Source organism: Streptomyces sp. NPDC004031 (assembly GCF_053604375.1).
The window spans coordinates 19005-33877 of record NZ_JBSGHL010000069.1 but is presented as its reverse complement, the minus strand read 5'-3'; the positions used below and the strand labels follow the sequence as shown (position 1 = coordinate 33877).

The 14873-nt window shown below is 74.5% G+C and carries 13 protein-coding genes; 8 read left to right on the top strand and 5 right to left on the bottom strand.

What is annotated here, in order from left to right:
- Positions 1-2: 2 nt before the first annotated feature.
- The gene (locus tag ACWERV_RS31585; RefSeq protein ID WP_452939603.1) at positions 3-572 is read right to left on the bottom strand and encodes a VanZ family protein; all 570 of its coding nucleotides are present in this window, start codon (positions 570-572) and stop codon (positions 3-5) included.
- Positions 573-1495: 923 nt separating this feature from the next.
- Between ACWERV_RS31585 and ACWERV_RS31580 the strand changes: the two genes are divergently transcribed.
- The gene (locus ACWERV_RS31580) at positions 1496-1642 is read left to right on the top strand and encodes a hypothetical protein (protein ID WP_452939600.1); all 147 of its coding nucleotides are present in this window, start codon (positions 1496-1498) and stop codon (positions 1640-1642) included.
- A 592-nt stretch (positions 1643-2234) separates the two neighbouring features.
- On the top strand, positions 2235-3887 hold the full coding sequence (locus ACWERV_RS31575; RefSeq protein ID WP_452939598.1) for a DNA repair helicase XPB: 1653 nt from the start codon (positions 2235-2237) through the stop codon (positions 3885-3887).
- Positions 3888-3951: 64 nt separating this feature from the next.
- On the opposite strand, the gene ACWERV_RS31570 is transcribed toward ACWERV_RS31575, so the two are convergent.
- Both ACWERV_RS31570 and ACWERV_RS31565 read right to left on the bottom strand, forming a co-directional pair.
- Positions 3952-4128, bottom strand: coding sequence for a hypothetical protein (locus tag ACWERV_RS31570; RefSeq protein ID WP_452939595.1), 177 nt, complete (start codon positions 4126-4128; stop codon positions 3952-3954).
- 152 nt (positions 4129-4280) lie between these two features.
- Positions 4281-6629: a WD40 repeat domain-containing serine/threonine protein kinase gene (locus tag ACWERV_RS31565; protein WP_452939592.1), complete on the bottom strand. Its 2349-nt coding sequence runs from the start codon at positions 6627-6629 to the stop codon at positions 4281-4283.
- 192 nt (positions 6630-6821) lie between these two features.
- On the opposite strand from ACWERV_RS31565, the gene ACWERV_RS31560 reads away from it, so the two are divergent.
- Positions 6822-7532, top strand: coding sequence for a copper homeostasis protein CutC (locus ACWERV_RS31560; protein ID WP_398176713.1), 711 nt, complete (start codon positions 6822-6824; stop codon positions 7530-7532).
- A gap of 23 nt (positions 7533-7555) precedes the next feature.
- On the opposite strand, the gene ACWERV_RS31555 is transcribed toward ACWERV_RS31560, so the two are convergent.
- Entirely contained in the window at positions 7556-9667 is a 2112-nt protein-coding gene (locus ACWERV_RS31555; protein WP_398176711.1) for a HelD family protein, read from the bottom strand.
- A 596-nt stretch (positions 9668-10263) separates the two neighbouring features.
- Between ACWERV_RS31555 and ACWERV_RS31550 the strand changes: the two genes are divergently transcribed.
- The 4 genes from ACWERV_RS31550 (at position 10264) to ACWERV_RS31535 (ending at position 13641) form a co-directional block, all read left to right on the top strand.
- Positions 10264-11211 carry an ABC transporter ATP-binding protein gene (locus tag ACWERV_RS31550; RefSeq protein WP_452939588.1) on the top strand — a complete coding sequence of 316 codons (948 nt, stop codon included), beginning with the start codon at positions 10264-10266 and terminating at the stop codon, positions 11209-11211.
- Between the two features lie 2 nt (positions 11212-11213).
- On the top strand, positions 11214-12032 hold the full coding sequence (locus ACWERV_RS31545) for an ABC transporter permease (RefSeq protein ID WP_452939586.1): 819 nt from the start codon (positions 11214-11216) through the stop codon (positions 12030-12032).
- 39 nt (positions 12033-12071) lie between these two features.
- Positions 12072-12863, top strand: a complete 792-nt coding sequence (locus ACWERV_RS31540; protein WP_452939583.1) for an ABC transporter permease — start codon at positions 12072-12074, stop codon at positions 12861-12863.
- 91 nt (positions 12864-12954) lie between these two features.
- Complete coding sequence (locus tag ACWERV_RS31535) at positions 12955-13641, top strand: HD domain-containing protein (RefSeq protein WP_452939580.1); 687 nt, start codon at positions 12955-12957, stop codon at positions 13639-13641.
- A gap of 27 nt (positions 13642-13668) precedes the next feature.
- On the opposite strand, the gene ACWERV_RS31530 is transcribed toward ACWERV_RS31535, so the two are convergent.
- The gene (locus ACWERV_RS31530) at positions 13669-14334 is read right to left on the bottom strand and encodes a class I SAM-dependent methyltransferase (protein WP_398176701.1); all 666 of its coding nucleotides are present in this window, start codon (positions 14332-14334) and stop codon (positions 13669-13671) included.
- A gap of 193 nt (positions 14335-14527) precedes the next feature.
- On the opposite strand from ACWERV_RS31530, the gene ACWERV_RS31525 reads away from it, so the two are divergent.
- Positions 14528-14869, top strand: coding sequence for a Pepco domain-containing protein (locus tag ACWERV_RS31525; protein WP_452939578.1), 342 nt, complete (start codon positions 14528-14530; stop codon positions 14867-14869).
- Positions 14870-14873 lie beyond the last annotated feature (4 nt).

The window sequence follows — 14873 nt, the reverse complement described above, 5'->3', positions numbered from 1 at the left end:
CGTCACGGCTTCTTCGCGGCCCCCGATCCGGCCGCGGCCCCGGTTCCGGGCTTCGGGCGGGGCGGGAAGAGGCGGTGCCACCAGTGGGGCCGGTCGGGGTGCAGCGCGGCGGCCAGCCGGTGGCCGAGCAGCAGGTAGCCGATCAGGGCGCCCACGGTGTTGAGGATGACGTCGTCGACGTCGAACGCCCGGCCCTCCACCATCGACCCCTGCGCCGTCTCGACCAGCACCATGGTCAGGGCCGTCAGCAGCGCCACCCGCAGGAAGCCGCGGGTGCGCGGGAAGAGCGTGGGGAGCAGGATCCCGAAGGGGACGCCGAGCAGGACGTTGCCGCCGAGCTGCTTGATCGTGTCGTGGATGTCCGGCTGGTCGAGGTACGCGCGGATGGACGCGCCCGGCCGCAGGTTCGTGTGGGCCAGCGAGTCCGACGCGGGCGAGGGGACGAGGGTGACGCGGGCCAGCGCCACCGCGAAGGCCACCATGCAGACCACCGCCAGGGCCAGCACCAGCCCCCGGGCGAGCATCGGGCCGAGGGAGTGCCGCTGGAGCAGCGGGGGCGGCGGCTTCCGCACCCGGGGGCGGGTGGTGCGGGTACGGGTGCGGCTGCCGGTTCCGGTGCCGGTGCGCGGGGCCCTGGGGCCGGATGTCGGCTTCGGTGCCGTCCTCCGCCTCGGTCTCGCCTTGGGCTCCGCGTCGGGCTCGGCCTCGGGCGCCGCCTTCGGCCTGGGCTTGGGCCTCGGTTTGGGCTTGGGGCGCGGCGCCGGTACCGCCGCCTCCGGAGGTGCGGTCCTCGGACCGCGCAGGCGATCGAAGAAGGCCATACGCATCGCCACGGCGGTAACCCTCCCGGTAAGCGTTCTCTTGACGGGCCGTCTACCCGCGACCGGCCGCCCCACGCCGGGAAGAGCATGGGGCGGCCGGTCGGTTCTCAGCGCCGCGGGTGGCTCACGCGGCGGTCGTGCGACGGGCTCAGTGGTGCTGGCCGCCGCGCCGGCGACGCGTCATCACGAGCAGCGTTCCACCGGCACCGAGCGCCGCGACCGCGGAGGCCGCGATCCACTCGATCCCGTCGGAACCCGTGTGCGGCAGACCGGGGGACGTGGTCGGCGGCTGCGACGGGTGGGTCGGCGGGTGCGTGGGCGGATGTGTCGGCGGGTGCGACGGGTGCTCGTGCGTCGGCGGCGTCCACGTGGGAGGCGTCGTGGGCGGGGTCCACGTCGGCGGCGTCGTCGGCGGCTTCGTGGGCGGATGCGTCGGCGGATGCGAGGGGTGGTGCGTCGGCGGGTGCGTGGGCGGGTGTGTCGGAGGGTGCGACGGGTGATGGGTCGGGGGATGCGACGGGTGATGCGTCGGCGGGTGGGACGTCGGCGGGTGCGTCGGAGGGTGGGAAGGGTGATGCGTCGGCGGATGCGACGGGTGGTGCGTCGGCGGGTGGGAAGGGTGGTGCGTCGGGGGATGCGACGGGTGATGTGTCGGGGGGTGGGACGGGTGGTGCGTGGGGGGATGCGACGGGTGGTGCGTCGGCGGACGGGACGTCGGCGGGTGCGACGGGTGGTGGGTGGGCGGGCAGCTGGACGTGCTGGGCTGCGGCCACCCGGTGTCGGGGGCGCTGGGCCAGTCCGTGTCGGGCGCGCTCGGCTGAGCCGTCGTCGGCGGCTGCGTCGTCATCGGGGGACGGGACGTGGCTGGCGGGTGGGACGTGACCGGTGGGTGGGTCGGCCCGTTGGTGTCGGGGGCGCTGGGCCAGTCGTCGGTGGGCTGCGTGACGCCATGGCCGGCGGACGGCCCCCCGTCGCCCGTCGGGTCCCCCGAGGCGGAGGCGGAGGCGGGGAGCAGCAGGCCGGCCGCGGCGATGACTCCCGCGACGACGACGGCCGAGGAGGCCGCGACCGCACGGAACGTCCTGCGCCGGCGCGGCTCGGCGGGAGGATGCGTCTGCTGGTGATCCATGACCGCAGAAAACATCAAATAGGACTAACGCGGATGTAAGGCGCGAGTAAGGATGCCGCAGATTCGCACGGATGGCGCTCCGGCCCCCGCACCCGGCCCGCACCGGGCCCCTCAGCAGGCCCGCGCCGAGGCCCGCACCGAGAACCGCAGCGACCCGTCACCCCCTCTCCCGCCCTCTTCTCGCCACCCCCTCACCCCCGGGTGACGGCGGACACCCTGTCGGTCCACCCGCCCGGCGTACAATTTTTCGTTCGCCCCATCCCGGCCAGCCCGGAGGTACCCGCGTGTCCTGCCTGATCGTCCAGAGCGACAAGACCCTCCTGCTGGAGGTCGACCACGAGCTGGCCGACGCCTGCCGGCGGGCCATCGCGCCCTTCGCCGAGCTGGAGCGCGCGCCCGAGCACATCCACACGTACCGGCTCACCCCGCTCGGGCTGTGGAACGCCCGTGCCGCCGGGCACGACGCCGAGCAGGTGGTGGACGCGCTGGTGGAGTACAGCCGCTACCCCGTGCCGCACGCGCTGCTCGTCGACGTCGCCGAGACGATGGACCGCTACGGGCGGCTGCGGCTCAGCAAGCACCCCGCGCACGGGCTCGTGCTGACCACCACCGACCGCCCCGTGCTGGAGGAGATCCTCCGCTCCAAGCGCGTCCAGCCGCTCGTCGGCGCCCGGATCGACGAGGACACCGTCGTCGTCCACCCCTCCGAGCGCGGCCAGATCAAGCAGGTGCTGCTCAAGCTGGGCTGGCCGGCCGAGGACTTCGCCGGGTACGTGGACGGCGAGGCGCACCCGATCCACCTCGACCAGGACGGCTGGGGACTGCGGCCCTACCAGAAGCAGGCCGTGGAGGGCTTCTGGCACGGCGGCTCGGGCGTGGTCGTGCTGCCGTGCGGCGCGGGCAAGACGCTGGTCGGCGCGGGCGCGATGGCCGAGGCGAAGGCGACGACCCTGATCCTGGTCACCAACACCGTCTCGGCGCGGCAGTGGAAGCACGAGCTGGTCCGGCGCACCACGCTCACCGAGGAGGAGATCGGCGAGTACAGCGGGACGCGCAAGGAGATCCGGCCCGTCACCATCGCGACCTACCAGGTCCTGACGACCAAGCGGAAGGGCGTCTACCCGCACCTGGAGCTGTTCGACTCCCGGGACTGGGGTCTGATCATCTACGACGAGGTCCATCTCCTTCCTGCTCCGGTCTTCAAGTTCACCGCCGACCTCCAGGCGCGCCGCCGCCTCGGGCTGACCGCGACGCTCGTCCGGGAGGACGGCCGTGAGTCGGACGTCTTCTCGCTCATCGGGCCCAAGCGCTTCGACGCCCCCTGGAAGGAGATCGAGGCGCAGGGCTACATCGCGCCCGCCGACTGCGTCGAGGTGCGGGTCAACCTCACGGACTCGGAGCGGCTGGCCTATGCCACCGCCGAGGCCGAGGAGAAATACCGCTACTGCGCGACGACGGCGACCAAGCGCAAGGTCACCGAGGCGCTGGTGCGCAAGCACGCGGGTCAGCAGACCCTGGTCATCGGGCAGTACATCGACCAGCTCGACGAGCTGGGCGAGCACCTGGGCGCCCCGGTGATCAAGGGCGAGACGCCGAACGCGCAGCGCGAGAAGCTCTTCGAGGCCTTCCGGCAGGGCGAGCTGTCGGTGCTGGTCGTGTCGAAGGTGGCCAACTTCTCCATCGACCTGCCCGAGGCGACGGTCGCGATCCAGGTCTCGGGGACCTTCGGCTCCCGCCAGGAGGAGGCGCAGCGGCTGGGACGAGTGCTGCGCCCGAAGGCGGACGGTCACGAGGCCCGCTTCTACTCCGTCGTGGCCCGGGACACCATCGACCAGGACTTCGCGGCCCACCGCCAGCGCTTCCTGGCCGAGCAGGGTTACGCCTACCGCATCGTCGACGCGGACGACCTGCTCACGGGCGCGGGCGAGGACATCTAGGAGCGGGGGCCGGCGGAACGGGGCTCGGGGCCGACGGGCCCTGCGGGCCGGGGGCGGTCGGGAGTTAGCGCCTGCCGCCGGTGCCGAGCACCACCACCTCCACCGCCGCGACGGCGTAGACGCGTATCGCACGCAGGGCGTCGCCCACGCGGTGGCGGGGGTGGTCGGGGCGGGATTCGGGGATCGTCGCGCCGTGCACGAGCTGCGGCGCCGGGGCTGGAGTGATCGTCGAGGAGGCCATGTCCCCACGGTACGAAATCCGGCATTCGCCCCACGTCGGGCTGAGGATGTAATTCTCCCGCCCGGTGATCATCCCCCGGGCGGACCCGCACCCCCTACCCCGCTCTCAGGGTCACCCCGAGTCCGTCCGCCCCGCGCCGTACCCGACCCGCCTCACCTGAGCTTCCACAGCACCAGGTAGTAGTCCAGCGGCTCCACCAGGTAGTCGGCTCCCGGGCTGAAGGCGACGCTGTCGGGGGCCGTGGTGTCGGTCATCGCGGCGCTCAGCGTCTCCGTCGCCCCGTCCACCGTGCCGTCGAAGGCGTGCACGACGCTCCAGTCCGCGGTCGAGACGACCTGCACCGAGCCGCCGATGGCCGCCGAGGCCAGGAATCTGCCGTCGCGGCTGAAGGCCAGGCTGCTGACCCAGTACGGGTCGCTCGGCACGCTCTCCAGCGCCTTGCGGGTGTCGGGGCGCCACAGCCGCACCTCGCCGTACGCCCCCACCGCGAGGATCTTGCCGTTCGGGCTCACCGCCACGTCCGTCAGGCCGTCGCGCGGGCCGCGCACGGTGGCGGCGACGCGCTGTGCGCGCAGGTCGCAGAAGTACAGCTTGCCGACGGACGTGGACGCCACGACCGTCCGGCCGTCCGCCGTGAAGGCCAGGCCCTGAAGGTCGCTCTCCGCCTCGTACTCCGCCTCGCTGTCGCGCGGCCAGGTCACCTTGGCGGTCCTGCGCCGGGAGGCGACGTCCCACACCGTGATCGTGCGGGTGGCGCCCAGCGCCAGGGACCTGCCGTCGTGGCTGAAGACCAGGGCGTAGGTGGACGCCGTCCGCCGCTGGCCCGGGTCGCCGTGCAGGGTGGCGACGCTTCTGCGGGACGCGACGTCCCAGAGGGTGACCGCCGCGTTGTCATCGACGCTCGCGAGCAGCTTGCCGTCGGGGCTGAAGGTGACGTCACCGGTGGTGTGGTCGAGGGAGCCGTCGACCGGCTGGGCGAGGACGGTGTCGATCTGCAGGCTCGGCACCAGGCGCAGCGCCAGTCCGCCGTCCATGTCGCCCACCGCGACGAGTTTGCCGTCCGGGCTGATCTCGGCGGCGGTCAGCATCGCCGTCTTCTCGGACAGGACGTACGCCGCCGTCTCCTCCCCCGCGGGCAGCGGGGACGGCGGCGCGGTCGGCGTCGGGCCAGCCGTCGCCGAGGACGGCGGGGCGGACGAGGAGGACGACGACGCGGGGCCGGACGCTCTCCGCGACGGCGGCGCGCCCGAGGCCGTACCGCTGCCGCCGCCGGAACCGCCGTCCAGCGCCAGCGGGATGCCCACGGCGGCGCCGATCCCGGCGACGCCCAGCGCGCCGAGCACGAGCGCCCGCCGGCTCGGCCCCCGCCGCTCCGCGGGGGCCTGCGCGCCCACCCCGGCCGGTACGTCCGCGGGCGGTACGGGCGGCTCCGGCGGTACGGGCGCGGGCCCGGCGGGCGGGACGGCCGGGCCCGCGGCGGTCCGCGTCGGCAGGGCGGCGACGTCCAGGGCCTCCGACGCCACCGCAGCCGCCGGGCCCGGCGCGACGTCCGGGGCCTCCGGCCCCGCCCCAGGGCCGGGCTCCTCCCCCGCCGGGCCCGGCGCCGTGCCGGCGAGGATGTGCTCGATCTCCGCCGCCTGCGCGCGGATCAGCTCGTGCACGGGCGCGGGCCAGGGGCGGGTGGTGGGCGGGACGTGACCGATGCGGGCCAGGATCTGCGCCGGGGTGGGCCGGGCGGCCGGGTCCTTGGCGAGGCAGTCGCCCACCAGGTCGCGCAACTCCTGCGGCAGCGCACCGAGTTCGGGTTCGCCGTGCACCACGTCGTAGAGCGTCATCAGCGCGGATGTGCCCGTGAACGGGCTGCGCCCCGTAGCGGCGTAGGCCAGGACCGAGCCCAGCGAGAAGACGTCGGCGGCCGGGGTCAGGGCGCGGCTCTCCGCCTGCTCGGGCGACATGAAGGCGGGCGAGCCGACCACCACGCCGGTGCGGGTGATCTCGGTGCCGCCCTCGCTGTCGGTCGCGCGCGCGACGCCGAAGTCGATGACGCGCGGGCCGTCGGCGGCCAGCAGCACGTTGGACGGCTTCAGGTCGCGGTGGATCAGCCCCGCCCGGTGGACCTCGCCGAGGGCTGCCGCGAGGCCCGCCGCCAGCCGTACGACCGCGGGCGGGTCCAGCGGGCCCGTACGCTCGACGACCTCGCGCAGCGCGGGACCTGGCACGAAGACCGAGGCCAGCCAGGGGGTCGCGGCATCGGCGTCCGCGTCGAGCACGGCGGCGGTGTAGGCGCCCGCCACCCGCCGCGACGCGGTGACCTCGCGGCGGAAGCGGTCGCGGAAGCCGGGTTCGTGCACGAGCTGTTCGTGCACGAGCTTGACGGCGACGAGGCGGCCGTCGGGCGAGACGGCGAGCAGGACGCGGCCCATGCCGCCTTCGCCTAGTGCGGCGACCGGTCGGTACGGGCCCGTTTCCGCCGGTCGGCCCGGCTCCCCCAGGAACTCCATTCCGCCCTCTCCGCTCGGTGGCTCGCCGCTCAGTTGATCGCGGCGGGCGCGGTGCGTGCAAGCTCTTCACGAACTCCCCGCACCTTCACGCGGGGCGGGCGCTCCGTGTCCGCCGGGCCCGACTGTGACACCCATATGTCATGGGGACCCCGGGGGTCGCGTGGGGCGGGGGCATGTGGCAACCTTGGTCATATGTCTAGACCAATCTTCGAGGTAATCGCCCTCGGACCCGATGACGCCGTTGCGGCACAGACCGGCGGCGCCGACCGGCTGGAACTGGTCACGGACATGGCCGCCGACGGCCTGACCCCGTCGCGGGAGACGTTCGGGGCGATCCGCGACGCCGTCGACATCCCGCTGAGGGTGATGCTGCGGCTGACGGACGGCTTCAGCGCGGGCGGGGCGCGGCGGCTGGACGAACTGTGCGAGGCGGCGCAGGGGCTGCGGGCCGAGGGCGCCGAGGAGTTCGTGCTGGGCTTCCTCGACGGGAGCGGCGCGGCGGATCTGGAGGCCGTGCACGCGCTGGTCGACGTGCTCGACGGATGCCGCTGGACCTTCCACCGCGCGATCGACCGGGCCACCGACCGCGACGCCGTACGGCTCCAGCTCGCGGGGCTCCCCGGCCTCGACACGTATCTGACGGCCGGGTCCGCGAAGGGCGTCGGCGACGGGATGGACGTGCTGTGCGCCGAGGCTGCGCGCAGCGGTGACCCCGGCTACGAGCCGCGGCTGCTGGTGGGCGGCGGCCTGCTGCTGGAACACGTCCCGGAGCTGCGCGCGGCGGGCCTCGACGGCTTCCACGTCGGCGGCGCGGTGCGGGCCGGCGGATGGTCCGGAGCGGTGGACCCGTCCGCCGTCCGGACCTGGCGCGAGGCGCTGGACGCCCCGGTCGCCGTCGGCTGAACTTCCCCGCGCGGCACCCGCGTTCAGGACGCCAGCGACTCCGGCAGCGGCCGCGCGTGCAGGACCGTGAGGCCGGACACCGCACGGGTCAGCGTCACGTACAGGCGGCGCAGGCCCGTGCGCGCGTCGGGTTCGGCGTCGACGATCGCGGCGGGCTCGGCGAGGACGACGTAGTCGTATTCGAGGCCCTTCGCGAGCGACGCCGGGACGAGGGTGAGGCGGGCGTCCGCCGAGGTCTCGTCACCGGGGGCGAGGAAGGGCAGGCCGGCCGCGGTGAGCACGGCGGACAGCGCCGGGACGTCCGGGTCCGCGGCGATCAGGCCGACGGAGCCCTCGTGCTCCAGGGCCGTCCCGCACGCGGCGAGCACCGCCGCCTCCAACTCCCCTTCCGCGACGGCCCGTACGGCGAAGTCGCCGCCCGCCTCACGGACCGACGTCGCCGGGGCGAGGTCCGGCGCGATCTGCGGCAGCAGCCGGGACGCGTAACCGATGACCTCGCGCGGCACACGGAAGCCGCGCGTCAACTCCTCGATACGGGAGCCGGGTTTGCCGAGGTGCGTCAGCGCCTCCGCCCAGCTCGCCGTCGCCCAGGGCGTGGTGCCCTGCGCGATGTCGCCGAGCACGGTCGCCGAACCGGTCGAGCAGCGCCGCCCGACCGCGCGGTACTGCATCGGTGACAGGTCCTGCGCCTCGTCCAGCACCACGTGCCCGAGCGACGGCGTGCGCTGCACCAGATCCTGCGCCTCGTCCACGAGGACGGCGTCGGCCGCCGTCCACTTCGCCGACGCGAGCCCGCGGGCGGGCTTGTCCCACAGGATCGTCCGCTGCTCCTCCGGTTCGAGGACGCCGTCGGCCGCCTCGGCGAGGAACTCCGCGTCGGACAGCAGCCGCAGCACCAGCTTCGCCGGATCCACCGGCGGCCAGCACGCCTTGACCGCCGCCTTCACCGCGGGGTTGCGGGCCACCGCGTCCTGCACGCGGTCGTCGGGGGCCTCCCCCGCGCGCTCCATCTGCACGAGCACGGCGTGCGCGATGCGCTGCGGCAGCGCGTCGTGCGCGGCCCCGTAACGGATGTCGCGCCCGGCCAACTCGCGGACGATCTCCTCCAGTTCGTACGCGGGCACGCGCCAGCGGCGGGACCCGCGGACCACCACGACCGGCTCCTGCGGCATCCGGATGCCCGAACGCACCGCGCGTCGCAGCACCTCCGCCATCCGGGCGTCGCCCTTGAGGCGGGCGGCCTGCGCCGAATCCGTACCGCGCACCGGGACATGGGCGACGAGGGAGTCCACCGTGGCCTGCTTGACGTGGAGTTCGCCGAGCGCCGGAAGCACCTGCTCGATGTAGCGCAGGAAGGACGCGTTCGGGCCGATCACCAGCGTGCCCGAGCGGGCCAGCCGCTCGCGGTGCGCGTAGAGCAGATACGCGACACGGTGCAGGCCCACCGCCGTCTTGCCGGTGCCCGGCGCCCCCTGCACACACACCGTGCCGGTCACCCCGGCGCGCACGATCTCGTCCTGCTCCGGCTGGATCGTCGCGACGATGTCGCGCATCGGACCGACACGCGGCCGCTCGATCTCCGTCTGGAGCAGCTTGCTCGCGGTCGCCGCCTCACCGGGATCCGTGAGGTGCTCGTCCTCGTACGCGGTCAGCTCCCCGCCGGTGTAACCGAACCGGCGGCGCAGCCGGACGTCCATCGGCTCGGCGCGCGAGGCCCGGTAGAACGGCTGTGAGACGGGCGCGCGCCAGTCGATCACCATCGGGTCGCCGACCGCGTCGTGGACGTGCCGCCGCCCGATGTAGAAGCTCTCGCCCTCCGCGCCCTCGGCCGCGTCCACGCCCGGCGCGTGCTCGTAGTCCAGCCGCCCGAAGAACAGGGGCGTGTCGGCGAGGTCGGCGAGCGCGATGATGCGGGCCTCGTAGGCGGCCGCCAGGATCTTGGCGTCCACCCAGTTGCCGCTGACGTCGCTGATGTCCATCGACTCGACGTCCGCGCGCATCGCCCGCAGCGCGGCGCGCGACGCGGCGAGATGGCCGCGCTCGCGGCCCAGCGGGTCGCCTCCGGCGGGGGTGCTGCTGCTCTGGTGCGGGTGCTGGCTCTGGTCCTGGTCCTGGCTCTGGGCGTGCGAGGGCACGGAGGCCTCCGGCGGTCGGCGCGGGTACGTGAGGGGCCGGCCGGTTTCCGTCCGGGCGGCGGCGCTCCCGTCCGGGAGGCGGCAAGACCGGCGATCTTACGCCTCCGGCGCGGGGGAGGCGAACGAATTACCTCGCCGGTGGCTTGGTCCGAGACCTCCGCGTCTCGCGCTCCGCGCCGGGTTCGCCGCGTGGCCCTGCGGGGCTCGGGCCTTGCCCGCCGGGCTGCCGCTTGCCGCAGTTGCGGGACCTTCCGCCGGTGGGCGGTTGCTCGCGCAGTTCCTCGCGCCCCCTAACCCACTGGGCTGCCGCTGGCCGCAGTTGCGGGACCCTCCGCCGGTGGGGCATTGGCGGGCGGGGTGAGCGTTTTCAGGGGCGCGTGGGGGTACCTCCCAGGCGAAGCTCTGGGGGAGAACTGCGCGGCAAGCCCCCACCGGGGGAAAGGCGACCGGCAACCGCATGTGGCACGCCCCTCGGAGGGGGGCTCCGTGAATTCCTGGGGGTCGTACGGTTCTTGCGGGAAAACGTGGTGGATTTTCGGTGGGGTGTCTGGTGGGATGGCGCAGCCGCCCGCGGGGCGGGGGAGGAAGGGAGCCGCGTGGACGACGTGTTGATCGAGGCCGAGGGGCTGCGGAAGGTGCATGCCGCCCGTGGGGGCGGGGAGGAGCTGGAGGCCGTCGCGGGGATCGGGTTCCGGGTGCGGCGCGGGGAGGCGTTCGGGTTCCTGGGGCCGAACGGGGCCGGGAAGTCGACGACGATGCGCATGATCGCCGCCGTCTCCCCCGTGTCGGGCGGCACGCTGCGCGTGCTGGGCCTGGACCCCGCCGAGGACGGCGCGGCGATCCGCGCCCGGCTCGGCTCCGTACCGCAGGACGACACGCTCGACACCGAGCTGACCGTGCGGGAGAACCTGCTGGTCTACGGGCGGTACTTCGGTCTGCCGCGGGCCGAGATACGGGCCCGTACCACCCGGCTGCTGGACTTCGCGCGGCTCGCGGACAAGGCGGACGAGCAGGTCGAGGCGCTGTCGGGCGGGATGCGGCGGCGGCTGACGATCGCCCGGTCGCTGATCAACGAGCCGGAGATCCTGCTGCTGGACGAGCCGACGACGGGCCTGGACCCGCAGGCCCGGCATCTGCTGTGGGAGCGGCTGTTCCGGCTCAAGCAGCAGGGTGTGACGCTGCTGCTCACGACGCACTACATGGACGAGGCCGAGCAGCTGTGCGACCGGATCGTGGTGATGGACCACGGCCGGATCGTCGCGGAGGGCAGTCCGCGGGAGCTGATCGAGGCGCACTGCACGCGCGAGGTGCTGGAGCTGCGGTTCGCGCCGGACACGGCGCTGGACGGTGTTGCCGCGGAGGTCGCGGGGATCGGTGAGCGCGCCGAGGTGCTGCCGGACCGGCTGCTGGTCTACGCGGACGACGGCGAGTCCGCGCTGAAGGCCGTGCACGCGACGGGGGTCGGCCCGCAGGCGGCGCTGGTGCGGCGCGCGGGCCTGGAGGACGTCTTCCTCACCCTCACCGGCCGGACGCTGGTGGACTGACGATGAGCGCGACGACTGTGCGTCCGACGACGACCGACGTGCTGGCCGCGCGGGTGCCCGCGCTGCGCGAGTTCGGCTACTGGATGCGCCGCTACCGGCGGATCTGGCGCGGCACCGTGGTGATGAGCGTGGCCAACCCGCTGCTGTTCCTGGCGGCGATGGGCGCGGGCCTGGGCAAGCTGGTGGACGCCGGGCACAGCGGCCACCTCGCCGGGACGCCCTACCTGGACTTCCTCGCGCCCGGCCTGGTCGCGGCCTCCGCGATGCAGAACGGCGTGATCGAGGGCGGCTTCCCCGTCTTCCAGTCGGCGCGCGGCAGCGGCAACTACCCGGCCGCGGCGGCGACTCCGATGCGGCCGGGCGACATCCTCGCCGGGCACGCGCTCTTCGTGGCCTTCCGGGTGCTGCTGAGCGGGCTGCTCTTCCTCGCGGTGGTCGTGGCCTTCGGGGTGGTGGGCCCGGTGAAGGCGCTGCTCGCGGCGGGGCCGGTGCTGCTGACGGGGCTGGCCTTCGCGACACCGCTGATGGCGTACGCGGTGCGCACCGAGCGGCAGAGCAGGCTGAACGGGATCTACCGCTTCGTGGTGATGCCCTTCTACATGTTCTCCGGCACCTTCTTCCCCGTCTCCCAACTCCCGCACTGGCTGCGGTACGTGGCCGAGTGCACACCGCTCTACCAGGGCGTGGAGCTGACCCGCGGGATCACGCTGGGCGGGCTCGGCGCGGGCGCCGCGGCCGTGCACACCGGGTACCTCGTGCTGCTGACCGCCGCCGGGCTGTGGGCGGCCCGCCGCGCGTACGCCCGGCGCCTGCACCGCTGACCGCCGTACGAACCCCACACCTCTTCCGAAAGGACCGCCGTGCTGCGCGCGTTGTGGACTTCGCCCGCGGTCGCGGGCCCCGCCGCTCTCGTCGAACGCAACCTCGTCATCTACCGCCACACCTGGTATCTGCTGCTGGCCGAGATCTTCGAACCGGTGCTGTACCTGCTGTCGATGGGCGTCGGCATCGGCGCGCTCGTCGGCCATGTCCCGGGCCTGGGCGCCCCGGACGTCGGCTACGTCGACTTCGTCGCGCCCGCGCTGCTGGCGACGGCGGCCATGAACGGGTCGATGAACGAGACGACGTTCTCGCTGTACGGCAGGCTCACCATGACCCGTACGTACCAGGCGATCCTCGCCACCCCGCTGGGCGTGCGCGACGTCGCGCTCGGCGAGGTGGCGTGGGCGCTGCTGCGCGGCACGGCGGTGACGGCCGTCTTCGGGGCGGCGCTCGCCGCGTTCGGGCTCGTGCACTCGCCGTGGGGGCTGCTGATCCTGCCGGGGGCGCTGCTCATCGCGTTCGCGTTCGCGGCGGCGGGCCTGGCGGTCGTGACGTACATCCGCAGCTGGCAGGACTTCCAGCTGGTGCAGCTGGTGATGCTGCCGATGTTCCTGTTCGCGACGACCTTCTACCCGCTGGGCGTCTACCCGCGCCCGGTGCAGCTCGCGGTGGAGTGCCTGCCCCTCTACCAGTGCATCGAGCTGGTCCGCGGGCCCGCGCTCGGCCGGATGACCCCGGCGGTCGGCTTTGCGGCCCTCTACCTGGCCGTCTTCGGCGCCGCCGCGCTGGCCCTGGCGATGCGCCGGCTGGGGCGCAGGCTGCTGCCGTGAGGACGCCGGGGGCGGCGCGGGGAGGTGTCGGCGTGCCGCCGCGCCGGACCCGCGACCGCCCCCGGGGTGCGCTTCCGTCACAATGGCCCGCATGCCTCACACCAGCTCCGCGGCCCATCCGCGGTACGACGCCCTGCTCGCCGAGTGGAACCAGCTGCTGCGCCGCTGCCAGGAGAGCGAGCGCGGCGGGGCGGGCGAGCAGGCCCCCGACCCGGGGCCGTACGGGCGGGAGCTGCTGGAGCGCTGGGGCGAGCCGCAGCGCCGCTACCACACGGTCGACCACCTCGCGGAGGTCCTCGCGCGGGCGACCGAGCTGACCGTCTACGCGCACGACCCGGACACCGTGGCGCTGGCCGCGTGGTTCCACGACGCCGTCTACCGCCCCGACCGCAGCGAGAACGAGGAGCGCAGCGCCGACCTCGCGCGCCGGGCGCTCACCGAGGCGGGAGTCGCCGCGGAGCGCGTCGCGGAGGTCGTCCGGCTGGTGCGGCTGACCGTCACGCACGACCCCGCGCCCGGCGACGCCGACGGCGAGGTGCTGTGCGACGCGGACCTCGCCGTCCTCGCGGGCGACCCGGCCGCGTACGCCGCCTACGCCGCCGCCGTACGCGCCGAGTACGGCTTCGTGCCCGACCCGGACTTCCGCGCCGGGCGGGCCGACGTGCTGCGGCAACTCCTGGAGCTGCCGCACCTGTTCCGCACCGGGTACGGCCGCGAGCACTGGGAGCGCACCGCGCGCCGCAACCTCACCACCGAACTGGAGCTGCTGGAGGCCTGATACGGCCCCCGTTCGGCCGGTCGGGCGTCAACTCGTGCCGCGCACGGCCCGGATGAGGGTCGTCGCGATGGGCGGCCGGCGGTCGCCGCCCGGGTCGCGCAGCACCTCGGTGGTGATGGCGGTGAAACCCGCCTCCGCGAGCAGCTTCTCCCACACGGCGGGCGCCAGCACCCAGCGCCGCTTGGTCGTCAGGCTGCCGCTGGAGGAGCGCACCGACACCTCGGTGGGCCGCAGTTCGGCCGCGGGCGGGGCGCCGTCCTCGTAGTGCGCGAGGGTGGCCAGGACGAACGTGCCGCCGGGCCGCAGCCCGCTCGCGGCGGCGGGCAGCAGGTGCACCGGGTCGGAGAAGTCGGCGGCGCCGAAGCAGGAGTAGGCCACGTCGACGCTGCCCGCGGCCGCGGCGAGGTAGGTGGCCGCATCGCCGTGCACGAAGTCCAGCTCCGCCAGGTGGGCGTACCGTTCGCGCCCCAGGGTGACGCGGGTGGCCGAGGTGTCGATCGCGGCGACCTGCTCCGCGCCGAGCACGGCCGCGACATGGGCGGCACGCTCGCCCGTCCCGGCCCCGAGGTCGGCGACGGTGGCCCCGGCGACGTCGCCGAGCAGCTCGGCACCGGGCCCGAGCCGCTGGTACCAGTCCCAGTACAGCCGCTCCTCGTCGAGCGGTCCGGGTGCGGTGAGGGAGGTCACGGACATCACCCGGACATCCTGGCGGAAGCCCCGCGTTCAGGTCCCGTACTCCACGATTTCCCCCTCTCCCGTGCACCCTTGCGCTCCCCCGCGCACCCCGCCCGCGGGCCGTCCGCCGGTCCCGGCCGTCAACCGGGCGCCCAGCGCCTACAGTTGACGCACCGCGGGCAGGGGTGACCGGAAAGTGGGGGCAGCGCGCATGACGGACGTCGAGGCGGCGGGCGAGGCGGAGGCGGCCGTGGGGGACGGCGCGACGCTGCCCTTCTGGGTGGAGCCCGAGGACGACGAGGACACCATGGGGCTGCTCGGCGGCAACCCCGAACTGCGGGCCGTGCCGCTCGGGCCGCTGCGACGCAACCTCGCCGCCACCGTGGACGCGCTCCAGCAGGTCTTCGCCGACGTCGCCGCCCGGGGCGGCACCCTGCCGCTGGCCGAGGCCCAGCTCTCCTTCCAGGTCACGGCGAGCGGCGGCGTCCAGCTCATCGGCACCGGCCAGGTGAGCGGCAGCCGCGCCCTCACGCTGACCTTCCGGCGCCCCTGACGGG

Coding starts and splice junctions, on each gene's coding strand:
- ACWERV_RS31530 (WP_398176701.1), bottom strand. CDS start 14,334: ATGTCCGTGACCTCCCTCACCGCACCCGGACCGCTCGACGAGGAGCGG.
- ACWERV_RS31565 (WP_452939592.1), bottom strand. CDS start 6,629: ATGGAGTTCCTGGGGGAGCCGGGCCGACCGGCGGAAACGGGCCCGTAC.
- ACWERV_RS31560 (WP_398176713.1), top strand. CDS start 6,822: ATGTCTAGACCAATCTTCGAGGTAATCGCCCTCGGACCCGATGACGCC.
- ACWERV_RS31545 (WP_452939586.1), top strand. CDS start 11,214: ATGAGCGCGACGACTGTGCGTCCGACGACGACCGACGTGCTGGCCGCG.
- ACWERV_RS31535 (WP_452939580.1), top strand. CDS start 12,955: ATGCCTCACACCAGCTCCGCGGCCCATCCGCGGTACGACGCCCTGCTC.
- ACWERV_RS31525 (WP_452939578.1), top strand. CDS start 14,528: ATGACGGACGTCGAGGCGGCGGGCGAGGCGGAGGCGGCCGTGGGGGAC.
- ACWERV_RS31570 (WP_452939595.1), bottom strand. CDS start 4,128: ATGGCCTCCTCGACGATCACTCCAGCCCCGGCGCCGCAGCTCGTGCAC.